Consider the following 25,967-nt stretch of genomic DNA (forward strand, 5'->3'; position numbering starts at 1 on the left):
ACGTGGATTTATTTGGCCTTGCTGCCACGCAACAGCCTGAGACCGTTCGCCACCACCAGCAGGCTGGCGCCCACGTCGGCGAACACGGCCATCCACAAGGTTGCCATGCTGGCCAAGGCCAGGCCGAAGAACACGGCCTTGATGCCGATGGCAAAGCTGATGTTTTGCACGAGGATGTTGCGCGTGCGCTGGCTCAGGCTGATGAATTCAGGCAATTTGCCCAGTTCATCATCCATCAGGGCCACGTCCGCCGTTTCGATGGCCGTGTCGCTGCCGGCCGCGCCCATGGCAAAGCCGATGTCGGCCTGCGCCAGGGCCGGGGCGTCGTTGACGCCATCGCCAAGCATGGCCACCACGCCGAATTGCTGCTGCAAGGCCTTGATTTCATCGAGCTTGTTTTCCGGCAGCAACTCCGCCTTGACCAGGCTGACACCGACTTCATCGCCGATGCGCTGCGCCGTCAGCACATTGTCGCCCGTCAGCATCACGGTGGTAACGCCCAGCGCATTCAGTCTGGCGATGGCGGACGCCGCCGTCGGGCGCAGCACGTCGGCCACGGCGATCACGCCCAGCGCACCGGCCGAGGTGGCCAATACCATGGCCGTGTACGCCTGCTGCTCCAGCCGCATCAGGATGGCTTGCAGTGCCGGCGTCAAGACCTTCAATTCCGTCATCAGGCGGGCATTGCCCAGGTAATACGTCTGGCCATCGATACTGCCTTGCACGCCGCGTCCATGCAGGGCGGTAAACTGGGTCACGGGCAAGTGGCTGCCGGCGGGCGGACCGGCCTTGACGATGGCGGCGGCCAGGGGGTGGGCCGAGTTCGCGTCCAGGCTGGCGGCCAGCAGCAGGATGGCGTCGCGGTTGCTGCCCTCGAGCGCCACCACGTCCGTGACGGCCGGTTTGCCCATGGTCAAGGTGCCCGTCTTGTCGACGGCGATGGCCTTGATGCGATAACCGGTCTCCAGGAATTGCCCGCCTTTCACCAGGATGCCGCGCCGCGCGGCCGCCGTCAGGCCGCTGACGACCGTGACCGGGGTGGAAATGACGAGCGCACACGGGCAGGCGATCACCAGCATCACCAGCGCCTTGTAGATCCAGTCCATGAAGGGCGCGCCGAAAAGCAGGGGCGGCAGCACGGCCACGAGGATGGCGAAGACGACGACGGCCGGCGTGTAGTAGCGGGCGAAATTGTCGACAAAGCGCTGCGTGGGCGCCTGTTTTCCTTGTGTTTCCTCGATCACCTTGACGATTTTCGCCAGGGTGCTGTTGCCGCTGTTGGCTGTCACCGTGACGTCGAGCAAGCCCCGTTCATTGATGGTGCCCGCATACACGACGTCGCCCACGGCCTTGTCTACCGGCATGCTTTCACCGGTGATCGGCGCCTGGTTGACGGACGACTCGCCGCTTTGCACGATGCCGTCAAGGGCGATGCGCTCGCCCGGTTTCACGCGCATCAGGGTGCCAATGGCCACCGTGGCGACGGAGACTGGCTGCCAGGCGCCGCTGGCGTCGGCCACCGTCGCCGTGTCGGGCGCCAGCTGCATCAGGCTGTGCACGGCATTGCGCGCCCGGTTCAGCGACAAGCCTTCGATCAGCTCGGCAATGGCGAACAGGAAGATGACCATGGCCGCTTCCGGCCACTGGCCGATGGCGACGGCGCCGAAAACCGCCAGGCTCATCAGGAAATTGATGTTCAGCGTGAACGTTTTCAGGGCAATCCAGCCCTTTTTCAGGGTCGGCCAGCCGCCCGTGGCAATCGACAGCAGGGCCAGGGCAATGACAAGGGGCGAACTGTCTTCATGCGTGGTCCAGGCCAGCGCTTCGGCGGCAGCAGCAGCCAGGCCGGAGACGACCAGCAAGCCTTTTTGCAGAGTGCTCAGGCTGCCTTCGTTCGGGTCGCGCGCAACGGCGGCGTCCGCTGCCATGGGGATCGCTTCCATGCCGATGCCGTGCAGGGCCGCTTCCACCGTGGCCAGTGTAGGCAGCGTGTGGTGCACGTCGAGCACACGGTTCATCAGGTTGAAATCGAGGCCCACGACGCCAGCCATATTGCCCAGCTTGTTGCGGATCAGCCGTTCTTCCGTGGGGCAATCCATGTTGGCGATACGGTATTTGGCCGTGCTCGCGCCGGCGATGGCTGCGCTGGGCAGGGCCGGTGCGGACGCGTCGGCAGGCGTGGACGAGCACGCATGCTGGCTGGAGCAGCAGCTGTCCGCCTTGGGTGCATGGTCATGCTTGTGCTCATGGTCGTGCTTATGGTCATGCTTGTGCGCGTGGTCGTGCGTATGAGTATGGCTATCGTGTGGCATCGCATTCGTCCTTCCGGTTTCGTGTATGCTTCCATTAGAAAGCCTGTAGCCGCTACAGGGTCAAGCAGAATTTGCATGAAAGAATGAAAAGGGGATGCCATGCGTATCGGAGAACTGGCCAAACGGACAGATTGTGACGTGGAAACTGTGCGTTACTATGAAAAGGCGGGTTTGCTGCAGGAACCGGGGCGCAATAGCGCCGGCTACCGCGAGTACCGCGAAGAACACCAGGAACGGCTGCAATTCATCCGCCATTGCCGCTCCCTGCAGATCGGTTTGACGGACATCCGCGCCTTGCTGGAATTTAAGAACAACCCGGCCGAAGGCTGCCACAGCGTCAATGAATTGCTCGACCACCACATCTTGCGCATCGCCGAGCAAATGGCGAATTTACAAATATTGCAGCAGCAACTGGTGACCTTGCGCCACCAATGCGACCAGCCGCAGCCGTCGCAGGACTGCGCCATCCTGCAAAACCTGTCCGAGGCCGCCAGCGGCCACGACTGCGCCTGCCATACCGAACTTCATTGAACGATTGCTGCATGCTGAAACTGTTGCCTAAAAAGACTTTACTGACCTTATCCCTGCTGTCGCCACTCTGCCAGGCGGCCGATGCGCCCGCCGCAGCCAGCTACTACCTGACCCTGTACGCCGCGCCCGGCGTGCCGCAAGACGATGACCCGTATACCTGGAGCACGGTTGGCGGCAAGCAACTGAGCAAAGGCGTGACAAAGGCGGACGGCCGCGCCTATGTCAAGGCGGAGGAGGGGGAAGAAAACTATATCCTGAAAACCGTCAGCATGCGCTGGCAACTGAAGGTCCCGGCGCAATGCTGGCAGGGCGCCCCAGATGCCTTCCAGCAATGCATGCAACTGGCCAAAACCACGAGCCGCCATGATGAAGAGCAGGATGCGCGCAAGCTGGCGGAGCAGCAGAAAGAAGCCAAGATGCAGGCCAGGATCGCCGCCTATGCGGTGCAAGCCCGCGCCAACGACGATGCTCTGGCCTGGCTGGGGCGCTTGCCTTCGAGCTGGACGATAGAGAGCTATGGCAAGCGCCTGCTGGGCATCGGCGACAAGATTGCCAAACAGATTGGCGACGCGCTCAAGGATGGCGGGCCCGATGCGCGTCAGTTCGTCTGCCGTGCGCCCGATGACTACGGCCCCGTGCCGGACCAAGCCTTTGTCGATGCCTGGATAGGCGCGCCGCGCGCCGTGCGTGATGTGCGCTCCGGCCCCGCCTGGGAAGGGCTGGTGGCGGCCGGCGCAAAGGGCAACTGGATGGCCCGATTGGAACTGTATTACGCCTTGTCCAGCGTGAATGTCAGCAAATTGAGCCTGCTGGAACAGTACCGCATCGTGCAATTGATGGAATGGCTGCACAAGAAGCAGATCGGCGGCCTGTATAGTTACTTCAGCGCCAGTATGCCTGAGACGCCCGGCAATTCCCGCAGCGCCACCTGGCGTTTGCAGGACCAGGCCTCGCTGTATGCTGCCATGCTGGGCAGTTACGACGATCAGAACAGCCGGGGCAGCGCCTTGCAGACGGATCAGGAGCCCGCGCTGGCCGCGGCGGGCAGGAAAATGCTGGCCTGTGCCAGGGCCGCCATGCCGGACCGGCGCTAACGCGGCAGCAAAGGCGGGCCGCCATCACCCAGGCGGAAGGCGTCGACCACGCGCAATAAATCATGCGCCTGGTCCTGCATGCTTTGCGCGGCGGCGGCCGATTGCTCGACGAGGGCGGCATTGCGCTGGGTCAATTCATCCATTTCCGTGATGGCATTGTTGACTTCCTCGATGCCCTTGCTCTGGCGCTGGCTGGCCGCCGTGATGTCGTTCATGATTTCCGTCACCTGCTGGACGGAGGCAACGATATCGCCCATGGTGCGCCCGGCGCTGTCGGCCAGCTCGCTGCCCGTTTCTATGCGGGCCACGGAATCCTCGATCAGCTGCTTGATTTCGCGCGCCGCCGTGGCCGAGCGCTGCGCCAGGCCCCGCACTTCGGTGGCGACGACGGCAAAGCCGCGCCCCTGTTCGCCCGCGCGCGCCGCTTCCACGGCCGCGTTCAAGGCGAGGATATTCGTCTGGAACGCGATGCCGTCGATGACGGCGATGATGTCGACGATACGCCCGGAACTGGCCTTGATCGAACCCATCGTCTCGACCACCTGGCCCACCACGCGACCGCCTTCCAGCGCCACGTTCGACGTCGACAACACCATCTGATTGGCCTGGTGCGCGTGGCTGGCATTCTCGCGCACGGTATCGGTCAGGGCGTGCATGGATGTTGCCGTTTCTTGCAAGGAATGGGCCTGCGACTCCGTGCGGGCCGACAAATCCGCATTGCCGAGCGCGATTTCACTCGCTTCCACCGTGATGGTGGAGCCCGCCTGGCGTATCTCGCCCAATAAAGTGTTCCAGTTCTTCAGCACGGTGGCCAGGGCACGCGACAGCTTGCCCACTTCATCGTCGCCCTGCGCCTCGATGCGTGTGGTCAAGTCGCCGGCGGCCAGCGATTCGGCGGCGCGGCAAGCGTCATCGATGGGCCGCACCACGGAGCGCGCCACCCAGGTGGCGATCAGGGCCAGCAGGGCGAAGCCGACGGCCATGGTGCCCAGCGACAGCCAGCCGGCGCGCTGGCCCGCATTTTTTGTTTCCTGCAAGGCATCAACGGTACGGTGGTCGAGGTTGAGCAGCACCTGGCGCAACTGTCCGCGCACTTGCTGGTAGTGTCCGGCGGCATTTTGCATCGCCGCCACGCCCGTATTCGGATCCATGGACGCCAGATCCAGCGCTTGCGCCACGCTGGCACGGTAGCGCTCGATGCCGGGCAGCGCCTGACCCGCTTCCGTGGCGGCGCCCGAGAATTTCTGCAATTCCTTCAAGCCTTGCGCGATGGCGTTCAGCTGGCCATCCGTTTGCGCGCCGAATTGCTTGAACTGTTCCTCCGACAGGCTGGCGGCGATGGCGATCTTCGCATACACGTCGGCGTGCACCTGGCCCAGGGCAATGGCTTGCTGATTGGCAAGCCGCTCGGCCGTCAGGGTCACGTCTTTCAGTTCGCGCATGCGCTGCTCGTTCTGCTGCATGGCGAAGTAGGACAAGGCCCCCATGGCCAGCAGGCAAGCCAGCGCGACCACCGGGACGATCAACATCTTCTGTGCGATTTTCATCGGAACCCATATCGTCAAGAGAGTGGAAAACCATCCCGGCACTGGCGGCGCGGCGGCTGGCTACAGGTAAATGCCGCCACAGACGACGGTCTCGGCCAGCTTTTCGCAGTACATCGCCTTCGGTTCGATCTTCTTGGTTTCCGGATTCGTGAATTTGTATTCCTGCCAGAAGGTGCCCTTGCTCTTGGCCAGGTCGACTCGTTCCTTGACGAAAGCCTTGCCGTCGATATCCTTCAGCTCCATCAAGTTCTTGCCCACCATTTTCTGGTTGGCGCCATGCGCGGCGACCGTACCGTCGAGTTTGTAGACGACCAGGTACAGGTCGTGCAGGATGAATTGCGGCGACTTGGCCGTGATCTCGCCATACGCCTTGGCGTCGCCGGCGCTCTTGATGTAGGCCACGCCTTTCTTGACCATGGCTTCCGCGTCGGCGCGCGTGGCGCCGCCTTCGGCAGCGCTGGCAATACACGGCAGAGTAGCGGCGGCAAGCATGAGCGACAGGCACATGGCAGGGGCGAACTTGGGCATGAGAATCTCCTTCACATTGCGGCAGAGGGACGCCGGTGGGGAACCGGCGCGGTGAGGCGGCGCCTATCGGAATGCCGACGGTGCATGGTAGCGCGATGCCAGCGAAGATGCGCTGGTGCAACAGATATTTTTTCAGACGGGCGTTTTTGCAACGTTGCGTGCACGATGCCGCAATCGATATGTCATAGGGGGAAGGCAGGCGCAGGCTATCGTGTCGATAGTGTGGCGCCAGTGCCGCGCTACCAGCTGGCCGGGTCTTCCGCCGCCGCGCGCGCCAGATCGTCGCGCCAATCTTGCCGCACCAGACGGTGGATATCGGCAAAGAAGGCGCGCGGGTCGTCCATTTCGTCCCACAGCACGGGCAGGGCGTATGTGCTCTCGGGGTCGTGTTCGAGGATGGCCTGGAAATCGTAGGCAGGGTCTTGCAAGGCTTGCGCCAGCACGGCCACCAGCGCGTGACGGTGGCGGTAGCTGAGCTCCTTGTATTGCGAGGTGATGTCGCGCCGTATCAGCGCCGCGCGCTGGGCTGGATCGTTCATGTCCCAGGTGTCGAACTCGACGCCCAGGGTGTGTTCGCGGTCATACACGTCGAAAGGGCTGAGGAAATGGTACAAGGTGGGAACGTAGAGAGCGTCGCTCCAGGGGCCGCGCAGCGCCTTTTGTTTTAGTTCTTGCATGATGGTTCCCCCGTTTACGCGCATTCTGGCAAGGTCCAGCCTTCGTGGCCCAGGTCGGTCGGGTAGATGGCGCGATTCTGGTTCTGGCCCCAGCGAGCATAGTCGAGGATGCCGTCTTCATGCATGTCCAGCACCCATTCCGTGCTTTCCAGCAAAGTGCCATCCTTGTGGTACACGCGGAAGAAGGTGGAGGTGCTCAGCGCGCGCACGATGTTCTGCGGCACGCCGTTGCCGTAATGCGGTACATAGGTCTTGATCACGCACGTGCCCTGGTCGTTCCACTGCTGTGCATAGACGGTGGCATTGCGCGCCGCGCTTACCTTGATGAAGAGCCAGCCTGCCAGCACAATGATGAGCAGGAAGGCGGCGGCGATCAGGCCGGTTTTCTTGAGTAGCTGCATGAGGTCATGGCATGGCCGAAAACGAAGTTGCGGCATTGTATGTCAAGAGCAGACATGCTTGCCGTCAACTTGGTTATTTGCCCACCGCCGCATGCAAGGTATTCGCCATTTCCAGGTGATGTTGCAACGCTGGCAAGGTTTTCGCGGCAAAAGCCTTGATGTCGGGATCGCTCGCCTTCTGGCTGGCATCCGAAAACAGTTTCACGGCGTCCTTGTGCGCGGCCACGCCGATGCTGGCCGCATATTCCTTGTCGAACTGCGCACCTTCCAGGCGGCTCAGCTTGTCAATCTGCGCCTGGTGTTTCTTGCCGGGCTGGTCGCTGACCTCGATCTGCTTGCTGCTGGCCAGCTGTTTCAGCTCGTCAGCCACTTTCGTGTGATCCGTGACCATGGCATCGGCGAATGCCTTTACTTGCGCATTGCTGCTTTTGCTTTGCGCCACTTTGCTGGCGGCAATTTCCGTACTGCCCGCATCGGCGGCCTTGCTGAGGAATTGCTTGTCGTACGCGCCCGGCGCGGCAGCGGCGATGCTGTTGATGGCAATGCCGCTCAACAGCGCCACGGCGGCGCCGATGGCTACGCTTTTCAGGGAGGGGGTACGGGAACTGGTGGTAGGAATAGGCATGGGAAATCCTTTCATATCATGGGTGCATGAGTGGTTTTTTCTGCAAGCTGATGACAATGTTAAGCCAGCAGCCTGCGCACACCCATAGGACACGCACGATAATCCCCGTAGGACTAGTCCTGTTCGTTAGCGCACAATTCAACTTGTTTCAGAGTGAACAAGGCCGCGATGCCGGCATCGCGGCGCCAGCCGGGCATGCCAATATCGAGCCATTCCGCCATCGCGTCCAGGTGCGATGGCTCCGAGACGCTGTGTTCGAGTTCGTCGAGTACCGTGTCGCGGTCGATGTACAGGCTGTCCAGCCAGGCGTCGAACGAGGGCGCCAGTTCCATCAGGCCGTGGGCGCGCTTGCCCGTCCAGTCCGGCAATTCCTGCACATAGGCCAGCACGCGGCCGCCACCTTCCTCGGTCAGGTCCAGGTAGACCATGGAATTGCCGCCATCGCGGGCGAACGGCAGGATGCGCGCCGGCATGTCCGTATGCTTGCGCGCGGCGCGAATTTCTCCCACCAAGGTTTCATCGCAGAAATCGCCTTCTTCGGCGCTGAAGAAGGTATTGAAGCCCATTTTTTCTACGCCGCCATTACCGTCCGGCACATCGCTGGTGTAATCAAAATAAGCGCCGTTGGCCACTTGCAAGAACGCCAGGAAGGCGGGCGGCAACGGTGCTTCCAGCAAAGCTTCGATGACGGCGATCTGCTGCGCCGTGGGGGCAGGCTTGGCGCCCTCGATCGCCAGGTGGCGGTAGCGCGTGTAATGGTTGCTCATTGATTCTCCTTGTATTTATTCTCGTCTACGCGCACTGGCGCCGCATCGGTGCAGCCCGTCTCCACCTTGGCCAGCGCATCGACGAGGCCGGCGCGCAGCACGGCCATCGAGCGGGCCTTGTCGTCGATCTGGGCAATTTTCGTTTCCAGCATAGCTCGTTTGGTCTGCGCATCGAGCGCATTTTCCTGCCAGACGGCAATGACTTCGGCAATTTCCTTCAAGGTAAAACCCAGCGCCTTGGCGTGACCGATCAGCTCGATGCGCCGCAAGGCTTGCGCCGAGTACTCTTTATAGTTGTTCGTCAGACCCGGCTGCGGCGCTTCATCCAGCAGCCCCTGGCGCTCGTAAAAACGCACGGTGTCCTTGCTGACGCCCGTCAGGCGGGTGATTTCTCCGATGCGCATAGTTTTTTGACTTTCTACTAATTTGTGGAACGCGAAAAATGTGCAGGGCAAGGCGTATTGGCGCAGACAGTACGTTAGTACGGCAAGCCAATGCAACGCAGCCATGCGCACTTTTTTGCGTTCCACGCTTGACCGTGGACTAAAGTCGACAGTTTACAGTGAAAACCTCATCTACTCCACACCACTGCCATGACCGCTTTCAATTTCACCAACCAGACCGTGCTGATCACGGGCGCCTCGTCCGGCATCGGCCGCGTGTTTGCGGAAACCCTGGCCGCGCGCGGCGCCCATTTGCTGTTGCTGGCCCGTTCCGGCGCCGTGCTCGACAATTTGGCCAAGGAACTTTCCCAGCGCCACGGCATCCGCGCACACGCGCTGGTGGCCGACCTGAGCCAGCCCGGCGCCGCGGCACAAGCCCATGCGCAAGCCTGGTCGATGGGCATGGCGCCCGACGTACTGATCAATAACGCGGGCTTCGCCACGCACGGCCGCTTCGAAAGCATCGATCTCGCGCGCCAGACGGCCGAAGTGACCGTCAATTGCACGGCGCTCATGGAAATGACGCACTGCGTCTTGCCGCACATGCTGACAAAAGGACGGGGTGCCATCATCAACGTGGCGTCCACGGCGGCCCTGCAGCCCGATCCCTACATGGCCGTGTATGGCGCCAGCAAGGCTTTCGTGCTGTCGTTTTCGGAAGCGCTGTGGGCGGAAAACCGCAGCCGCGGCGTGCGCGTGCTGGCCCTGTGCCCGGGCGCAACCGAGACGGCCTTCTTCGACGTGGTGGCCGCGCCCGAAGCGGCCGTGGGAAAGCGCATGGATCCGCAAGCCGTCGTCGATGAAGCGCTGCGGGCGCTGGACCGGGGCCGCAGCAGCCATGTGGCGGGCCGGCCTAACCGGTTGCTGGCCTGGCTGCCGCGCTTGCTGCCGCGCCAGACCGTGCTGGGCATCGTGGAAGGCATGCTCAAGCCGAAGGCGGCATAGGGGTCAGAAGGCCATGATGCGCTCGCGCAGCCAGCGGTGCGCCGGATCCAGGTGCATGCGCTCGTGCCACACCATGGCCATCTCGTAGTCGGGCAGGCTGACGGGCGGTTCCCACGTGCGCAGACCGCCCAGCGCATTTTTCAGCAGGCGCGACGGCAGCAGGGCCACCATGTCGGACGCCGCCAGCAAGGGTGGGACGATCAGAAAGTGCGGCACGGACAGCACCACCTTGCGCGTTCGTCCCAACAGTTCCAGCGCCGTATCGACGTTGCTGCGGAAACCGCCGCCGTTGGGCGAGACGACGATGAATTCCAGCGCGCAAAATTGATCGAGGCCCGGCTGTGCCTGCAGCAGCGGGTGGTCGTGGCGGCCCGCCAGCACGTAGTGTTCGGTAAACAGGGTGCGGTGGCGTAAACCAGGCGGCGCTTCTTCCCGGGCCAAAAAGCCCAGGTCGACCTGGCCGCTTTCCAGATCGTGCGCCATGCGTGCGGGCACGGCTTCGAACACGGCCATGCGCGACAACGGCGCCTGCGCGCGCAGAGCCGGCAGCATGGGCAGCAAAATCGCGTATTCGGTGGCATCGGCCGCCGCCAGATTCCAGCACAGCTCGGCCGTGGCCGGCTCGAACACAGACTCCGGCTGCAAGACTTGCTCCAGCTGGGCCAGCACGGCTTGCAAGGGCGCGAACAGGCCCAGCGCCCGCGCAGTGGGCAGCATGCCGCGCGGGCCGGGCAGCAGCAGCGGATCGTCGAAAGCGGCGCGCAACTTGCCCAGCTGCACGCTGACGGAAGGCTGGCTCAGGTGCAGCCGCGCCGCCGCCCGCGTGACGTTGCGTTCAATCAGCAAGGCATTCAGGGTCAGCAGCAGGTTCAAGTCCAGCTTGTGTAAATTGCTCATGGCTATACCTTGTATATCAACTATTCATTTCCAATATGATAGCGCAAGCCCTAGAGTAGTTCCTGTGATATCCACTCTTCATCCATTACAGGAATAAACTGATGCAACTCCATGAATATACAAGCTTTGATGGTTTAGGACTGGCCCAGCTGATGCGCGATGGCGCCGTTTCCGCCGCCGAATTGCACGACGCCGCCGTGCGCGCCTGCGCCACCGTCAACCCGCACATCAACGCCGTGGTCGAGCTGTGGCCGGCGGATCTGTCCGCCATCGACCACGCGGCGCCGTTCGCCGGCGTGCCGTTCCTGATCAAGGATGTGGCCGTCACCATGGCGGGCCAGCGCAGCGAAGCGGGCAGCCGCCTGGGCGCCGGCCATGTTGCCACACTTGACTCCCACCTGATGACGCAGTTTCGCGCAGCTGGCTTGGCCACCTTTGGCCGCACCAGCACGCCGGAAATGGCGTTTGCCACCACCACGGAACCCGTGCTGTACGGTGCTACGCGCAATCCCTGGAACCTGAACTTGAGCGCGGGCGGCTCCAGCGGCGGCGCGGCGGCGGCCGTGGCGGCCGGCATCGTGCCGCTGGCCCATGCGACGGACGCGGCCGGATCCATCCGCGTGCCGGCCGCGTCGACGGGGCTGTTCGGCCTGAAACCGAGCCGGGGCAGGGTCTCGAACGGCCCCGCCATGGATGAGATCTTCAGCGGCCTGGGCGTGCAGCTGGGCGTGAGCCGCACCGTGCGCGACAGCGCCGCCTTGCTCGACTGCGTGCAGGGCGTGCTGCCGGGCGAGCCATATGTGACGGCTGCGCCCGGCCACAGCTGGCTGTCGCAGGTGAGCGTGGCGCCAGGCAAGCTGCGCATCGCCGTGCAGCGCGCCGCCTGCAACGGCGCCCAGCCCGTGCCCGCCATCGATGCCGCGCTGAACGCCACCGTGCGCCTGCTGGAAAGCCTGGGCCACCATGTGGAAGAAGTGGCGCCCGCGCTGGGCGTGTCGTGGGAAGCCTTCGTGCACGCGAACGCCAGCATCTGGTGCGCCAATCTGGTGCCGTGGATAGATGCCCTGGCGCAGGAAAGCGGGCGCGCCGTGTCGCTGGACACCCTGGAAGCGGCGACCCTGGCCTGCTACCGCCATGGCAAAACGGTGTCGGCAATCGATTTCGTGGCGGCCCTCGACGTGCGCAACATGGTCACGCGCCAGGCCGGCGCCTTGTTCGGCCAGTACGACGTGCTGCTGACGCCCACCTTGCCGGACTTGCCGTGGCAGCTGGGGCGCTATGGTGAAAAGGAGGAACAGCTTGACGGCCTGGGCTGGACGGCGCGCCTGTTCGAGCATTCGCCGTACACACCGCTGGCCAACGTGGCGGGCTTGCCGGCCATGTCCGTGCCGCTCGCCATGTCGGATGACGGTTTGCCGATCGGCATGCAGTTCATGGCTGGGTATGCGAACGATGGGATCCTGCTGCGCCTGGCGGGGCAGCTGGAACGGGCGGCGCCGTGGGTGCAAAAAAGGCCGCCCGTGTGGGCGGGCAAGGTGTAAGCATGCCATGAAGGTGGCTGAAACCGGCCGCCATATCGGCTTTGGCCTGCGGCAAGAAGCTGGGGGCGGACCCGCCGGGTCCGGCCCCAATCCTTGTTCTTGGGTGAAAAATATCAGGTGGGCAGCGTCGCCAGCGGCGCCGCGCCGCGACTTTCCAGGCGAAAGCGGGCTTTTTCCCACAGCCGGTCGTGGAAGGGCAGGACGATCACGTTGCAGATCGGCTCGACCACGGCCAGCAAGCCGCCGAAGGCCATGGAACCCGTGGCCCAGTACATGACGCCGAACGCCACGCCCATGTGCAGGCTCGTCTGGCTGAGCTTTTCCCCGGCCAGCGCGGCAAAGCCCAGGCGGCTGGCGGCGTAGCGGCGGCGAATCGCGTGCCAGGCTTTTTCATGCCAAGGCAACAGGGCCACGTTGATGATCGGTTCGATGATTGCGGCCAGGCCTCCGAGTGCCAGGGACCCCGTCAGCAAGTAGGCGAGGCCGAAGGCGATCGACATATGCGTGCAGACCTGGCTGAATGTTTTGATGGCGGTGAACAAGGGAGGCTCCTTTCTGTTGAATTCGCTTATCCTTGATTTAGATAGTAACGATTCTCATTTACAAAAGGAAGTAAAATATTTCAACCGGACTCATAGATTGAAGCTATGGTTTGTGAAATATCAATTGCCCCTGCTGTGGGCACATCCCGCTACAGCGTTCAGCGTATCGCCGTCGCCTGCGACCACACGGCTTGCCAGCGCTCCTCGCGCCATTCGTAGCTATCCATATGCCAATAGCGCGAGCGGGGGACGGATAGGCCGCCGAAATTGATTTCAAGCTGGGCCTGGTAGCGCAGGACGGCCGCATCGCCGTGCAGGCGCACGGCGATCTCTCCCGGTTCCCAGCTCAGATAGCGCATCTGACCCGCCGCGATGGCGCCCAGATATTCTTCCCGCGACAGCATGCTGCCGATGGGTGTAATCAGCTGAAAATCATCCGCGTGCAGGATGCGCGCCGCGTCGGTATCCGCCGCCACCAGGGCGCGCAAGCGGCTGCGTTCCGTGTGGCGCAGCAGTTCTATTTGCTGTTCGTTATCCATTGCTGCATTGAAATCGGTCATGACAGTCCTGTTCGGGTGGGTGATCGACACTTTGACGGTTTTTGTCCAAAAGCCATGTTGACACTATATGACCATAGTGTCAACATGGCTACATGAGCACCGATACCCATAAAACCCAGCGCATACTCGACGCAGCCCTCGGCGTGTTTTGCCGCTACGGCTACCGCAAGACGTCCATGCTCGACATCGCGCAGGCGGCCACTATGTCACGCGCCGCGCTATACCTGCACTTCAAGAACAAGGAAGACGTGTTTCGCGCCGGTTCCGAACGGGCCCATGCCACCGTCATGGCGCACGTGACCGCGGCGCTGGCCGAACCCGGCCCCGTTTTGACGCGCATCGAAATGGCGCTGCTGGCATTCCAGCAAGGCTTGATGGCGGAAATTTCAGCCAGCGCCCATGGGCAGGAATTGTTCGATGCCAATATGAGCCTGGCTGCCGACATCACCCTGACGGCGCGGGCAACCTTGGTGGCATCCCTGGCCGGTGCGCTGGATCAGGCCGAAGCGGCGGGCGACATCGCGCTGCGCCGGGTCGACGCGACTGCCGTGCAGGTGGCCGGCTTGCTGGTGGCGACCATGGATGGCATCAAGCACACGCAAGGGGGAGGGGAGGCGCTGCGCCAGGGCATGGCGCTGCACATGCGCCTGCTGGGCGCGGCGCTGCTGCGCATGTGAGCGGCAAAGCTCCCATGCGCAGTCGAGCCAGGGTTGTTACGGCAGGGTTTTCAGCACGGTCTTCGTGGGCACGGAGAAATTATAGTTGTCGTGGCGGTCCCAGTTGATCGACCACGTCATCACGCCGCGGAAGTCCGGATACGCCTGCAGCGGCTTGATGGTGCCGCAGTTGAGCAGGCGCGTCAGGCAATTCAAGGCATTGCTGACGTCGGCATTCGTCGTGAAACCCGAACCGGCCGAGCTGCGGCCCGACGGCACGCCAAAGCCCACCTGGTCCGGACGCAGGCCTGCGAAGGTATTGCCGCCATAATTGAATCCTTCGATCAGCATGCGCGCCGTGGCCACCAGCTGGTCGGCCGAACCGGCCTTGATGGGACCGGTAGCGTATGGCGTGTAGATATCGCCATTGTTGTAATACTGCGGGTGCAGCACCGTCAGCTCGCTGCGCAGGGCGTTGATGATGGGAATGTAGGCGCCCCAGATGCTGCCATAACTCGTGTAGCCCCCTTCCACATACACCCATTCCGGCGCCATCGACAGGTAAAAGCTGCTGCCGACCTTGGTTTTCAGGTTTTTCACGGCGATCGGCAGGTAGGTCTGGATGGCTGCGCCTTGCGCCACGCCGTTTTCCAGGTCCAGGTCGATGCCATCGAAGCCATACTTGGTGATGATGGCGTACAGGCTGTTGGTGAAATTCGTCGCTTCGGCCGTGTTGCCGACGGAAACGGAGCCGTTTTGCCCACCCAGCGACAGGATGACTTTCTTGCCTTTCGCACGCTTGGCCGCCACGTCGGCGATGAATTGCGCTTCCGTACCTGCGCCCGGATCGATGGTCAGACTGACATTGCCGCCGCCCGCGTTGTCGCCGAAGGAGACGACGATCACGTCCCAGTCATCACTGACCTGGCTGATCGGATACGTGGCGCCGCTGGGGTTGGTGAAGTTGTGCCAGTAACCGATCAGCGCGTGTTTCGCCAGGCCCGTGGGGGTGGGGGTGGGGGTGGGCGTCGGTGTTGGAGTTGGAGTCGGTGTCGGGGTGGGCGTCGGTGTTGGAGTTGGAGTCGGTGTCGGGGTGGGAGTCGGCGTAGGTGTTGGGGTAGGTGTCGGAGTTGGCGTAGGAGTGGGTGTCGGCGTTGGCGTAGGTGTCGGCGTGCCGCAGTCGCCCACCGCCGTCCAGGGCTGGCCGCTGCCGGCGCCGCCGCTGCTGGTCGACGGGTTATTTCCTTGCGTCCACCAGTTGGCCGTGTAGTTCACGTTGTTGTAGCTGGCCTGGCCGCCGCCGTTATAGGCCGTGCCGCTGTTCCACGGCGTGTAGCAGGCGACCGCTTGGGCCGAGGCGGCCAGCAGCTGGCTAGCGCTTGCGCTGGATGCGTCGCCGCTGCCGCCACCGCAGGCGGCCAACGTTCCCCCGAAGAGGGTAAGGATGAGGGTATTCATGACTGTCCGGTTCATTGCATCTCCTTGTGTATTTTTTTGGCCGGGCGGCTGGACACCGTCCGATTTTTCAGAGTGCAAGCATTGCAGGTGGTAGTCAACTGGTTTTGTTCTTTGCGCAAGATCACAATACCAGTTGCCGTCTTTCCCCATATGACGGGCGATGTGGGCCATACCAGTGCCTGTTTTCCAGTGTGCTGGTATGGTGCCAGAAATGGTGCCGGGAGCAGGGCGGGGAAGGGAGGTGGATGCCAGGCAAGGTCTTGCGGCGGTTACGGCGCTGTTTCCTCGCGCAAATCGGCATGCGGCACACGCGACAGGTCCAGCAGCATTTGCGTCAAGGCCACGGTCTGGCGCTGCATCAGCCGGTAATCCGCCCGGGTCACGGCGTCGACGCCATAGTTGAGCCAATAGGTCGGTTGCGTGACGTAATGCACCGTGGGAATGCGCCGCGAAGCGCGTACATATTGGCCCGCGCCAGGCCAGCCGGCATACTTCGAGCCGGGCTTGATAGGAGGTAATACGAACGCTGGCGCCGCATCGGCCTGCTGCAACATGGCACGGGACGCCTCCATCAGGGCCGACGTGCGGGGCGAAAACACGGCAGCCGGCTCAAACCTGCCCGTGGGAGCCAAATAACCGTTGCTGTCGGGCAGCACTTCCAGCGCACCCAGGTTCCCGATAGCGAGCATCACGGCGATGCGCTGCATCAAGCCATCGTTCTCGTGCCGTTCGAGAAACTGTTCGGTGCCTACACCGCCGGCGAGGTCGCCGCTCATCATTAACAGCATGACGCTGCGCGGCAAGCTGTCCTGCGGCAGGCGCGTCAGGTACTGGGCCATGTCGACGATGGCGTTCGGCCCGTTGTCTGCCAGCGCGTTCGTGCCATCCGTATGGCTGCCCAGCACCATCAATTCCTCGGACTTGCCGGGGATGATGCCGATCAGATTGCGCGTCTGCACCTGCCGCACGGTGGCAGCCATGGTCAGTCGCAGCACGGGCGCCGTGCCTGCCAGCACGCTTTCGCGCAGGCGCTGGCCACCGTCGCGGTCGATAAACACGCCGGGCAACTGGCGCACTTTGCCATCGCCGGGCGCATACAGGCCAGCCGCCGTCAGGGGCGGCGTATCGAGAATGACGATCACGCCCGCCGCACCGACCGCCTGCAGGCTGTCCAGCAGGGTGATGAACGGCCCCAGCATCTGGAACTGGCGTGCATACGGCGTGTCCGGCCCCATGGCGTGGTGCGGATCGTGGACGTGCACGGCGGTCTGGTGAAACGCCTGGCCTGTCCACGCCACGGCGGGCATGTCGACGAGCACCAGCTTGCCGGCCAGGCTGGCATCGGGCCTGGCCCCCGGCGCCAGATAGGCGATGCGGCCCGTAATACCAGACGGCGGCGTTACGCCCGAATACGGGATGTAGCCGACCGTGGACAATACGCCAACTCTGTCGTCGTAGAGCACTTCCAGGCCCCAGTCGTCCATTTGCACCGACCATTGCCGGAAGCTGACGGACTCGAAGCGCAGTTGTTTGACACCGGCGCGCGCCAGGCGTTCATGCAGGGCGTCGATATACGCTTCATGCCGGGGCGATCCGGTGGCGCGCAGGCGGCGTTCATCCAGGTCGACTTGCCAGTCCAGCAGCTGTTTTCTGGACAGGAATTGCGTGGCGTCGACCGTCACGGCAGCCGATGCAGGCAGGGCGCGCGCAGGCCAAGGACCAGGCTTGCTGGCGCAGGCGGACAAGGCGGCCGCGATGGCCAGCGCGCCGGCGAGGGACAGGACGCGACGGCAAGACGCTAGCGCCGTGCGTGCATGTAGCTTGAGACTTCTCATGCGAAATAGTCGGTAAATGCCTGATTTCATTGATATTGTAGGTCTTGAAAATACTGCTTACGGACGGCAATTTACCACAAGACCAGGCGCCGGGCCGGCACGCCTGAGCGGGCGACGCTTTTTCAAGCGCCAGGTTCCTTTCTTCAAAGAAAACCTGTAACTTCCTGCATGGCAGCGTGCCGTGGCGAAAGCGACAATCATGAAAAAGATATTGATACTGGGTGCAGGCGGACAGGTGGCGCAGTGGGTCATCCGCGCCTTGGCGGGTCGTGACAACATCGCCTTGACGCTGCTGCTGCGCAATCCTGGCAAGCTGCCCACGCCAGTCCCGTCCAACGGCACCGTGCTGGCCGGCGACGTGCTGGACCAGGCATTGCTGCGGCAAACGATGCCCGGTCACGACCTGATCTACGCCAATCTGGTGGGCGACGACATGGAAGACCAGGCCAACAGCATCATTGCCGCCATGCAGGCCTCTGGTGTCGAGCGCCTGATTTTCGTCCTGTCGATGGGCATCTACGACGAAGTTCCCGGCAAATTCGGCGCATGGAACAACGCCAGGCTGGCGGAACACCTGAAACCATTCCGCCGCGCCGCCGACGCCATCGAAGCGTCGGGCCTGGCATACACCATCGTGCGCCCAGCCTGGATGACGGACGAGGATGAAGTCGACTACGAACTGACGACGCGCCACGCGCCATTCAAAGGCACCGTGGTATCGCGCAAGAGCGTGGCAGACCTGATCGCCAGCATCATCGACGCGCCAGACTTGCACCAGCACGCCAACCTGGGCGTGAACAAACCGAACACGGACGGGGACAAGCCGTATTTCATGTAGCGTGTTCAAGCGAAGGAATCCAGCGGCCGCGACAGCGGCTCGCGGATAGGGAAAATCGCATTTGCGATTGGGGAGTTGGCAAAATGGGGGCTTTACGAAATTCATCCATAACTTCGCATAATTTATATTATGTAAAATGATGGATCGAGGCGGGAGCTACTGTTAGTACTCTCAAGTTACCATTTTTATAGTGACCGTTTTAAATAAGCTTCAAAAACCGGATGATGTAGTACCATCCGGATTGACCTAATACATATCAAACCAGAAAAAATAGACCTCACTTAAATCAAATCTTTCATTAGTGCTTGGTGCATCCCAACAGTCCAGTGATTTGGAAATGGCGCCGCGTCTATTGGGGGTTGAAAAATAATAGACTTAATTTCAGCATCAAGATTTTTATCTTTTAAAGTTTGTACCTGACGCAGGACTAACCCAAGCCGTTCCGCAGCTTTTATCCCATATCTTTTACCAAGATCAAAATCAGAAAAATGTTTCTCTGCTCGTTTCTTATCAACTTCTGGCCAATTTGTTGGCGCATCAGCAAAATATTCGAAATCCCCAGGCACTGCCCCATTTCCCAAATGGTATCTGCAGAAAATCCACTGCTCGACAAAAAAACGATCATTATCCAAGTAAGGTTGAATTATTTGATCCTCCGCATTTTTAGAAAATTTTTGTCCTTTCCCATCCATGTTGCAGTCACGACAAGCTGGAACTAAATTTCGCGGGAATAGTGAGAATTGCGGAAAATGTGTTTTTGGCAAAAAGTGATCAAGATTGCGCGGCACGCCAATTCCACCACAGAAAGGACATTGCTCCTTCGCGGCACTTAGTATTGACTCATATATTTTCCTGGCCGGTTTGGCGCCGGCAACAAAATACTGATCATATATTTTTACCAAATCTGCTCTACGTAACTCACTAATTACTTTAGGATTGTCATCATTAGAGCTATCGATATGCGGAATCAAATAAAGCTCACCTTTGGCTGCAAACTCTAAATAGCTAAGACCTTGATTAATTAAATACCCTTTATTCTTACTTAACTTATCAAATAAGATTTTGTTTCCAGTAATTCCGGAGCAACATTCATCGATTGTTTTATCAAATTCATGCACTGGATTTTTGAGCCGCATCATTTCTAAAGTCCCCTATCACGGTCAGCAACCAATGCCTTTAATATCGCTCTGGCCTCAAAGCCAAGTTGATTATTATATTCTCTGACGATTTCATCATAGCTTTTTCCTGTCTTTACGGAACTCGCAAGTAGGTCGTGAAAGCCTGATCTTTCCACTTCTAGGCTAAAGACTTCACTAGTAAGTAGGCCCAAGTTTTCCCCAAATGTTTCAATATTAGGCCTATAACAAGTAACGCTATCTCCAACACGATAAATTTTCCAAACACATGATTTTGGTATCTCCTGCAAAATAACGGGAGAATGTGTCGCAATCACTGCGACACCATTTTTTTCATGTAGCAAATCTGCTAGGGCACGTATTAGTGCTGACAACAATGGTGGATGTAAATGACTTTCTGGCTCGTCAAGTAGAACTAGGGTCTTTTCTTCAACTGTTGCTACCAATCTAGTTATCGTCAACAATACAATCGCATGTCCAGAACTCATGTACGCCAAAAAAGGTAATGCTAGCGCTTTATATTCTTTTTTAAACCTGCTGGAGTCGGACTGCGCATCATCAATTAGATTCCTTCGAGTCTTAGTATAAGCAGAATGAAGTCTTTCTAATTTCATGGACGAAAAATTTTCATCCGATCCAAGTTTTTCAATGGCGGCTAGCCAAAGCTTTGTTTTCCCTTCTTGATAAAAACATTTTATCAGTGCCTCAATGCAGTCATCTCTCAACTCAGAAATTGTACGTTGGCGATCAAGATCGTTTTCATCCTTTAAGCCAATGTAAAAGTAGCATGTACCTTTTGCAGGATCTGATTGTTCCTTTGGTGGATTGAACGGATCAAACGCACTAAATGAAACGGAGACCAAGCTACTGAAATAATCAGCAGCTATCTCACCTAAACTCCAAACGCCATAATCAAAAAATTTCGCAGTGGAATTTTTGTTAGTAATCGCAGTAATCATTCCATTTAGGATGGTGGTTTTTCCTGCTCCATTTCTCCCAATCACGGCGTGAATGTTAGTGCTTGGCATAGAACCTACTGAAACATTAAAGGCCAGATCGATTGCGCAAATATCATCCATCTCTGGCCTAACATATTTGAACTTATAATCTGTTAGTTCTGCCTTCCCGTCTAAAACTCTCGCAAACTGACCTTTTATAACCGACAAACTTATACCTCTGAGGAAAGATATGCTAAATACTCTCTCTTCGCTAATTTCGCTAATTATTTGTGGATTAAAAACTATATCTCTTAATGATTTAAGAATTCTGACTTTTAATTCATTTGAAAGTGAATTTATATTTCTATAAAAATCTGTATCTAGTCCCAATGAAAAAAAATCTTCATTCAAAAATTCAAATTCCTCTCCAATTTTCACATAGGTCTCTATATCTATAGTTTGTCCTTTGAAACCGATTTTCACATTTCCAATATTTCTGAGTATTCCATTCTCATCATGTACCAACATGAAAAATTGAGTAACAAAAGAATAATCATTCCAGTTGTCCACCTTTAAGTAAACTGTATTTTTTCCAGTTGCGGGAGGGGAAACGGATCTTTTAATAATTATAAATTTCATATGATATGTATCCAAATTTCAAAAGGTAATTTTAAATAGATTAAAAATATGCTTTCTTTATTTTATCTTCTTTTTCAATCAAATCACACATTAAAATCACCTCTTTGGGCGCGAGCGCACAGCCCATGGCAACGAATATCATCTTTAAAGGATCGTTCACATACACGTAAACGCAAACAGTCGCGTGCCTGTTGCACCGCCCATTTCGGTACTCCAAGCATGTACATGAAATCGCCAAGCACCCTGGTCCGGTTGACCGCCCGCCAGTTGGTACGCCTGGAATTGCGGATTATCCAGTACTGATTGCGAAACTCATCCTCGATTGCGCCAGTATCCGCAGTGAATTTTTATCAAAATTTGCCATGTCACGTCCCTCTTCCTCTTCAATTAAGGTGGAGTAACTGTCAGAACGGACAATCGTCCACCACTTGTGGCAACCCCGGTGCGGTCGCCAGGTACACGACGCCGAGATTGTTGTTGCACCAGGTCTGCAGGCCGTCCATGCAATGACCGGATAACGCCTGGAATGCGACCTGCGCCGCGCGCGGCATGTTTGTACAAAACGGTACCGGCCATACATCGATTTCCGGCACCACGATGCCCCTGGAGCGGAAGTAGCGCTTCTGGTCAAGCGCCCTGCACTGCATTTCCTTGCCGCAGTATTTCGCTATGTAGCTGGCGATCTTGTGCGCTCCTGCCACGCCAAATCCGAAACGGTGCGGATCGCGGACGTGGACTTGCCCCATCTGTTCACCGCTCGGGCCGCGTCCCAGGATGCCTTGCCAGATGGAGCGCAGCAGCGCGTACATTTGCCGCCCAGCGACGGCTACATGAAAATGAAATGCACCACGGGCCTGTTCTTCAATAACCACGACATAATGATATTGTTTATGATTATTTTATTGTATAGGCAGTTTAAGTTTCTTTTAACTGTCAAACATATCCATATGGAAATCTTTTCAGGTATATTTGAATAACCTGACTTTACCTGCTTGATGAGGATTTCTTATGCTTAGTATGGATCGCGCCCCGAAACGCGTTGATAGTCCGTCCGTTAGCAGCCGCCCTACTGTATACAAGGCCATCCTGCCTATCTTGAGCTGGTTCCGCGATCTTCTGTCGGCAGATCGCACTTCGACGTTGAAAAGAACATCCAAAAGCGGAGTCAGCGATGACGAACTGAATGCATTTCGACTCTTGGTCGGCCAAGCGCATGAGATTCACAAGGTAAATCCCGCTGGGCTGCGCTCTCTAGTTACCGCCATCCTTCGCCCGCTGCAATCAGAGCACATTTTGTCGGTCGCTGAACGCATGGAGCACGCCGCAGTTGGTGAAATAGCAATATGGCGACTATTCTCTCAGGACAGTTTTTTCTCTATATTTGAAGAGCGCGATTGCCTGCGACACGAGGCAAAGAGCTATCGAATCAAGTTCTCGCGCGATATAGTGCTGACGACGCCTTGGCAGCGCGACCGTTTCACGGACGCCTTGGCGTTTATTGGAGAAGGAAAAAAAATGGGAAACTGGGAGCAGGATCGCAATCACTCGATCGCGCTGATCCTTCCATGGAACTTCGGGATCGTCAACGGTGGCAATCACTCGATCGCGGCGGGTATCTTGAGCGGAGAGGGTGAAGCTACGCCGACTGATGTGTGTGACCTCACGCCACTACTGTCTAGGGTCCATTGCGATGGTGAATACTACATCGACACCCTTTCTCAGGCTCGCCTGGCTCCGGTGTCGAATTATCGTATGGGCGCGCTGTACGAGATTGGCCGAATCATCACTGGCGCGAACAAATCTACTGCTTAGCCCCTTCCCCTGATGGGCGTTCATGACCACCGGAAAACGCGGCCACTTCCTGCGAAGCCAGCCTGGTAGATAATTTTTACCGGCTATACCCATGCTTTCCATGATCCTTGCACGCCACAGTTGATCGCGTATATGGCGATGGTGAAGTATCAGCTGCGACGACTGAGCCAGGGCAAGCAGACCCGGCCCAGGTGGCGCCTGCCCTGGCGCTGCTGATACAGCAATGGGACACCGCCATCCGGAACCGGCAGTATCGCCGCAGGATGCATAGCGGCTTTTGAATTGACTTTTCCAAGTCAAACATTGCTGGAAGTCATTATTAATAGACCATTGATAGCCTACTTGCCCGGCGCCTCGTGCACCATGGCCTCCGCGGCAAGGGCGCACACGTCTGCCGGCATGGATTCCTTGCGTTCGCTGTAGCGGCTGGTCAGGTAATCCGAACGGTCGCGCACCACCAGGGTGAATTTATACAATTCCTCCATGACGTCGACCAGTCGGTCGTAGTATGGCGACGGCTTCATGCGGTCGTTGTCGTCGAATTCCTGGTATGCCTTGGCGACGGACGACTGGTTCGGGATCGTCACCATGCGCATCCAGCGACCCAGCACGCGCAAGCCGTTGACGGCGTTGAACGATTGCGAGCCGCCCGACACTTGCATCACGGCCAGGGTGCGTCCCTGCGTGGGGCGTACGCTGCCCATTTCCAGCGGCAACCAGTCGATCTGCGACTTGAACACGCCCGTCACGGCGCCATGACGCTCCGGGCTGCACCACACCTGCCCTTCCGACCACAGCGACAGTTCGCGCAGTTCCCGCACCTTGGGATGGTCAGGGCCGACGCTGTCGACCATGGGCAAGCCATGCGGGTCGAACACCCGCGTCTCGGCGCCGAAATGCCGCAGCAGCCGCTCCGCTTCCAGGGTCAGCAAACGGCTGAACGAGCGTTCCCGCAGCGAGCCGTACAGCAAGAGGATGCGCGGCGCATGCGTCGCCACCGCCAGCGGCGCAAGTTTATCGAGGGTCGGCGTGTCGAGGTGGGCCGCGCTGATGTTGGGCAAGTCATGCATGGTGGTTTCCTTCTTCAATTATTCCATAATAGTCGAATTATGGAATTAATGTAAGCTTGTTTTCCATCTGAGCACATGCCATCGCTTCCCGTATAAGTTGATGTGGATCAATCAATTTTCGTATCGTGTGCAGCAGAATATGATCATTCGCAAGACTTTGTTCTGCACCCTGCGTCCAGCATCCTCCACTACGCATTAGCCACTTCACAAGGAATAATATGATACCCACAACAATGAAAGCCGCCGTTGTCGAGCAACTGGGCCAGCCGCTGGTGCTGCGCGACGTCCCCGTGCCGGTGCCCGGCCCCGGCCAGATCCTCGTCAAGACGGAAGCGTGCGGCGTGTGCCACACGGACTTGCATGCGGCGCGCGGCGACTGGCCCGTCAAGCCGACGCCGCCGTTCATTCCCGGCCACGAAGGCATCGGCCTGGTGGTGGCCGTGGGTACGGGCGTAACGGAAGTGCAGCTGGGCGACCGGGTCGGCGTGCCCTGGTTGTACTCGGCGTGCGGCCATTGCGAACATTGCCTGGCAGCCTGGGAAACCGTGTGCGCCGAGGCGCAATTCGGCGGCTACACCAAGAATGGCGGCTTTGCCGAGTACATCCTGGCCGACCCGCGCTACGTCGCGCACATTCCGGCGGGTCTATCCGCCGTGCAGGCGGCGCCCATCATCTGCGCCGGCGTGACCAGTTACAAGGGCATCAAGGAAACGGGCGCGCGGCCGGGCCAGTGGCTGGCCGTGTCCGGCATCGGCGGGCTGGGCCACCTGGCCATCGAATATGCGGTGGCCATGGGCTTGCGCGTGGCGGCCGTCGACATCGATGAAGGCAAGCTGGAGCATGCGCGCGCCCTGGGAGCCGAAGTGACCATCAATGCGCGCCAGGGCGACCCCGTCGCGGCCTTGCGCGAAGCGACCGGGGGCGGCGCCCACGGCGTGCTGATCACGGCGCCGTCGATCGATGCCTTCCAACAAGGCGTGGCCATGACGCGCAAACGCGGCACCTGCGTGCTGGTGGGCTTGCCGCCGGGCGACTTCCCGACGCCGCTGTTCGACGTCGTCGCCAATTGCGTGACGATACGCGGCTCTTTCGTGGGCACGCGCCAGGACATGGCCGAGGCGCTCGCCTTCGCCGCCACGGGCAAGGTCAAGGCCGGCGTGGAATTGCAGCCGCTGTCGGCCATCAACGAGATCTTCAGCCGGCTGGAGCACGGCAAGGTTGCCTCGCGCGTGGTGCTCGATTTCAGCGGCAAGTAAGCGCGACGCCGGCATGCCGGTGTGTCGTGCGACGGCAAGTAAATTTATGTTGCTATGATGGCATTCCATAAAGACACACCGAGGACCTACCGATGAAGAAATCCCTCTCCGGCCTGCTGGCCTGCGCCGCCCTCGCCTTGTCCTTTTCGGCTGGCGCGGCCAACGCGGCGGAACCCGCCGCGACTTCGCTGCCCGGACACTATTATCTGCAAGGCGTCATGGAAGTGGGCTCCGAACTGCTGCTGAAAAAGGATGGCAAGTTCGAATGGACGCTCAGTTATGGCAATACCGACGAGCAAGCCAGCGGCGAGTGGCGCGTGGCCGGCGACATGGTAACCCTGGTGGCGGGCGACGGCGGCAAGGAGCCGCAGTTTCGCGTGTTCGAGGAATCGGAAATGCGCATCCAGAAACCCGCCGAAGCGGGCACGTGGGTGGCCATCGTCGGTTTCCCCCAAGTGGGACCGATGGCCGACGTGGAAGTGAAGTTCGAAGCGCAAAGCGGCAAAACGGCCACGGCCGTGAGTGTGGCGAACGGCGACGCCATCGTCCGCATGCCGGCGTCGGAACACTGGGTGCGGGCCGGTTTGCGCCGCCAGGGTTCCAAAGCCGATTATCAATGGCTGGCCGTGCCAGCCGAGCGGGCGCAGGAACGCCTCGCCGCATTCGCCGTCACCGACGCCCAATGGCTCAGGGGGCAAGCCTTCCAGACGCTGAACTTTCGGGTGGTCAAGGGTGGCCTGAAACTGCACGGCATGGACAGCGCCGTCGCCAAGGGCCTGTACGCGAAGGCATCCGGCCAGTAAGCCGCCTTCCCCCTCCCATTCTCTACAGCAGCTCGGCGCCTGACCGGCAATATCGTCCAGGACAAGGCCCGTGCGCCGTTGACACCCTGCGCGGTCTGTCCTATAGTCGCCGGGTT

General features: G+C 59.6%; 26 protein-coding genes. 9 read left to right on the plus strand and 17 right to left on the minus strand.

Features of this window, described 5'->3' with window-relative positions:
• Window positions 1-8: 8 nt before the first annotated feature.
• On the minus strand, window positions 9-2,312 hold the full coding sequence (locus KO539_RS11010) for a heavy metal translocating P-type ATPase (RefSeq protein ID WP_219309209.1): 2,304 nt from the start codon (window positions 2,310-2,312) through the stop codon (window positions 9-11).
• Between the two features lie 99 nt (window positions 2,313-2,411).
• Here KO539_RS11010 and cadR point away from each other — a divergent pair, with 99 nt between their 5' ends.
• Window positions 2,412-2,843 carry a Cd(II)/Pb(II)-responsive transcriptional regulator gene (cadR, locus tag KO539_RS11015; RefSeq protein ID WP_035818887.1) on the plus strand — a complete coding sequence of 144 codons (432 nt, stop codon included), beginning with the start codon at window positions 2,412-2,414 and terminating at the stop codon, window positions 2,841-2,843.
• Between the two features lie 11 nt (window positions 2,844-2,854).
• Entirely contained in the window at window positions 2,855-3,937 is a 1,083-nt protein-coding gene (locus KO539_RS11020) for a hypothetical protein (protein WP_219309210.1), read from the plus strand.
• Here KO539_RS11020 and KO539_RS11025 read toward each other — a convergent pair.
• From KO539_RS11025 to KO539_RS11055, 7 genes are all read right to left on the minus strand, one after another.
• Window positions 3,934-5,484 carry a methyl-accepting chemotaxis protein gene (locus KO539_RS11025; RefSeq protein ID WP_257626233.1) on the minus strand — a complete coding sequence of 517 codons (1,551 nt, stop codon included), beginning with the start codon at window positions 5,482-5,484 and terminating at the stop codon, window positions 3,934-3,936. The two genes, KO539_RS11020 and KO539_RS11025, sit on opposite strands and share 4 nt — an antisense overlap.
• 60 nt (window positions 5,485-5,544) lie before the next feature.
• Entirely contained in the window at window positions 5,545-6,012 is a 468-nt protein-coding gene (locus KO539_RS11030; protein ID WP_307789077.1) for a cache domain-containing protein, read from the minus strand.
• Window positions 6,013-6,251: 239 nt separating this feature from the next.
• Window positions 6,252-6,689: a hypothetical protein gene (locus tag KO539_RS11035; protein WP_219309211.1), complete on the minus strand. Its 438-nt coding sequence runs from the start codon at window positions 6,687-6,689 to the stop codon at window positions 6,252-6,254.
• Between the two features lie 14 nt (window positions 6,690-6,703).
• Entirely contained in the window at window positions 6,704-7,090 is a 387-nt protein-coding gene (locus KO539_RS11040; RefSeq protein ID WP_219309212.1) for a hypothetical protein, read from the minus strand.
• A gap of 73 nt (window positions 7,091-7,163) precedes the next feature.
• Window positions 7,164-7,715 carry a DUF4142 domain-containing protein gene (locus tag KO539_RS11045; RefSeq protein WP_219309213.1) on the minus strand — a complete coding sequence of 184 codons (552 nt, stop codon included), beginning with the start codon at window positions 7,713-7,715 and terminating at the stop codon, window positions 7,164-7,166.
• A 113-nt stretch (window positions 7,716-7,828) separates the two neighbouring features.
• Window positions 7,829-8,482: an SMI1/KNR4 family protein gene (locus tag KO539_RS11050; protein ID WP_219309214.1), complete on the minus strand. Its 654-nt coding sequence runs from the start codon at window positions 8,480-8,482 to the stop codon at window positions 7,829-7,831.
• Window positions 8,479-8,886: a MerR family transcriptional regulator gene (locus tag KO539_RS11055; protein WP_219309215.1), complete on the minus strand. Its 408-nt coding sequence runs from the start codon at window positions 8,884-8,886 to the stop codon at window positions 8,479-8,481. The genes KO539_RS11050 and KO539_RS11055 overlap by 4 nt, the downstream gene beginning before the upstream one ends.
• A 189-nt stretch (window positions 8,887-9,075) precedes the next feature.
• Here KO539_RS11055 and KO539_RS11060 point away from each other — a divergent pair, with 189 nt between their 5' ends.
• Window positions 9,076-9,870, plus strand: a complete 795-nt coding sequence (locus KO539_RS11060; protein ID WP_099401968.1) for an SDR family oxidoreductase — start codon at window positions 9,076-9,078, stop codon at window positions 9,868-9,870.
• 3 nt (window positions 9,871-9,873) lie between these two features.
• Here KO539_RS11060 and KO539_RS11065 read toward each other — a convergent pair whose 3' ends face one another.
• Window positions 9,874-10,767, minus strand: coding sequence for a LysR family transcriptional regulator (locus tag KO539_RS11065; RefSeq protein WP_219309216.1), 894 nt, complete (start codon window positions 10,765-10,767; stop codon window positions 9,874-9,876).
• Between the two features lie 101 nt (window positions 10,768-10,868).
• On the opposite strand from KO539_RS11065, the gene KO539_RS11070 reads away from it, so the two are divergent.
• Window positions 10,869-12,308 carry an amidase gene (locus KO539_RS11070; protein WP_219309218.1) on the plus strand — a complete coding sequence of 480 codons (1,440 nt, stop codon included), beginning with the start codon at window positions 10,869-10,871 and terminating at the stop codon, window positions 12,306-12,308.
• Between the two features lie 113 nt (window positions 12,309-12,421).
• Here KO539_RS11070 and KO539_RS11075 read toward each other — a convergent pair whose 3' ends face one another.
• Window positions 12,422-12,850, minus strand: a complete 429-nt coding sequence (locus KO539_RS11075) for a DUF2061 domain-containing protein (protein WP_035818911.1) — start codon at window positions 12,848-12,850, stop codon at window positions 12,422-12,424.
• Between the two features lie 158 nt (window positions 12,851-13,008).
• Entirely contained in the window at window positions 13,009-13,410 is a 402-nt protein-coding gene (locus KO539_RS11080; RefSeq protein WP_219309219.1) for a nuclear transport factor 2 family protein, read from the minus strand.
• Between the two features lie 92 nt (window positions 13,411-13,502).
• On the opposite strand from KO539_RS11080, the gene KO539_RS11085 reads away from it, so the two are divergent.
• Window positions 13,503-14,087 (plus strand): TetR/AcrR family transcriptional regulator, encoded by a 585-nt coding sequence (locus KO539_RS11085; RefSeq protein WP_219309220.1) that lies wholly within the window; start codon window positions 13,503-13,505, stop codon window positions 14,085-14,087.
• Window positions 14,088-14,123: 36 nt separating this feature from the next.
• Here the strand turns inward: KO539_RS11085 and KO539_RS11090 are convergent, their stop codons facing one another.
• Together KO539_RS11090 and KO539_RS11095 are read right to left on the minus strand one after the other, a co-directional pair.
• The gene (locus KO539_RS11090; RefSeq protein WP_257626234.1) at window positions 14,124-15,524 is read right to left on the minus strand and encodes a chitinase; all 1,401 of its coding nucleotides are present in this window, start codon (window positions 15,522-15,524) and stop codon (window positions 14,124-14,126) included.
• Between the two features lie 269 nt (window positions 15,525-15,793).
• Window positions 15,794-17,359 carry a M28 family peptidase gene (locus tag KO539_RS11095; protein WP_219309221.1) on the minus strand — a complete coding sequence of 522 codons (1,566 nt, stop codon included), beginning with the start codon at window positions 17,357-17,359 and terminating at the stop codon, window positions 15,794-15,796.
• 199 nt (window positions 17,360-17,558) lie between these two features.
• On the opposite strand from KO539_RS11095, the gene KO539_RS11100 reads away from it, so the two are divergent.
• Window positions 17,559-18,197 (plus strand): SDR family oxidoreductase, encoded by a 639-nt coding sequence (locus KO539_RS11100; RefSeq protein WP_219309222.1) that lies wholly within the window; start codon window positions 17,559-17,561, stop codon window positions 18,195-18,197.
• Window positions 18,198-18,478: 281 nt separating this feature from the next.
• On the opposite strand, the gene KO539_RS11105 is transcribed toward KO539_RS11100, so the two are convergent.
• The 3 genes from KO539_RS11105 to KO539_RS11115 all read right to left on the minus strand — a co-directional run bounded on the left by KO539_RS11105 (window position 18,479) and on the right by KO539_RS11115 (window position 21,719).
• Complete coding sequence (locus KO539_RS11105; RefSeq protein WP_219309223.1) at window positions 18,479-19,336, minus strand: HNH endonuclease; 858 nt, start codon at window positions 19,334-19,336, stop codon at window positions 18,479-18,481.
• Between the two features lie 2 nt (window positions 19,337-19,338).
• A complete protein-coding gene (locus KO539_RS11110; RefSeq protein ID WP_219309224.1) occupies window positions 19,339-20,910 on the minus strand; it encodes an AAA family ATPase in 1,572 nt (523 codons plus the stop codon).
• A gap of 404 nt (window positions 20,911-21,314) precedes the next feature.
• Window positions 21,315-21,719, minus strand: a complete 405-nt coding sequence (locus KO539_RS11115; RefSeq protein WP_219309225.1) for a hypothetical protein — start codon at window positions 21,717-21,719, stop codon at window positions 21,315-21,317.
• Between the two features lie 199 nt (window positions 21,720-21,918).
• On the opposite strand from KO539_RS11115, the gene KO539_RS11120 reads away from it, so the two are divergent.
• Window positions 21,919-22,722, plus strand: a complete 804-nt coding sequence (locus KO539_RS11120) for a DUF6710 family protein (protein ID WP_219309226.1) — start codon at window positions 21,919-21,921, stop codon at window positions 22,720-22,722.
• 338 nt (window positions 22,723-23,060) lie between these two features.
• On the opposite strand, the gene arsH is transcribed toward KO539_RS11120, so the two are convergent.
• Window positions 23,061-23,792, minus strand: a complete 732-nt coding sequence (gene arsH, locus KO539_RS11125; RefSeq protein ID WP_219309227.1) for an arsenical resistance protein ArsH — start codon at window positions 23,790-23,792, stop codon at window positions 23,061-23,063.
• A gap of 221 nt (window positions 23,793-24,013) precedes the next feature.
• Here arsH and KO539_RS11130 point away from each other — a divergent pair, with 221 nt between their 5' ends.
• Both KO539_RS11130 and KO539_RS11135 read left to right on the plus strand, forming a co-directional pair.
• Complete coding sequence (locus tag KO539_RS11130; protein ID WP_219309797.1) at window positions 24,014-25,048, plus strand: zinc-dependent alcohol dehydrogenase; 1,035 nt, start codon at window positions 24,014-24,016, stop codon at window positions 25,046-25,048.
• A gap of 92 nt (window positions 25,049-25,140) precedes the next feature.
• Window positions 25,141-25,851, plus strand: a complete 711-nt coding sequence (locus KO539_RS11135) for a hypothetical protein (protein WP_219309229.1) — start codon at window positions 25,141-25,143, stop codon at window positions 25,849-25,851.
• Window positions 25,852-25,967: the final 116 nt, after the last annotated feature.

The sequence above is a fragment of the Janthinobacterium sp. NKUCC06_STL genome, from assembly GCF_019345455.1.
In the GTDB taxonomy this organism is placed as follows: domain Bacteria; phylum Pseudomonadota; class Gammaproteobacteria; order Burkholderiales; family Burkholderiaceae_D; genus Janthinobacterium; species Janthinobacterium rivuli.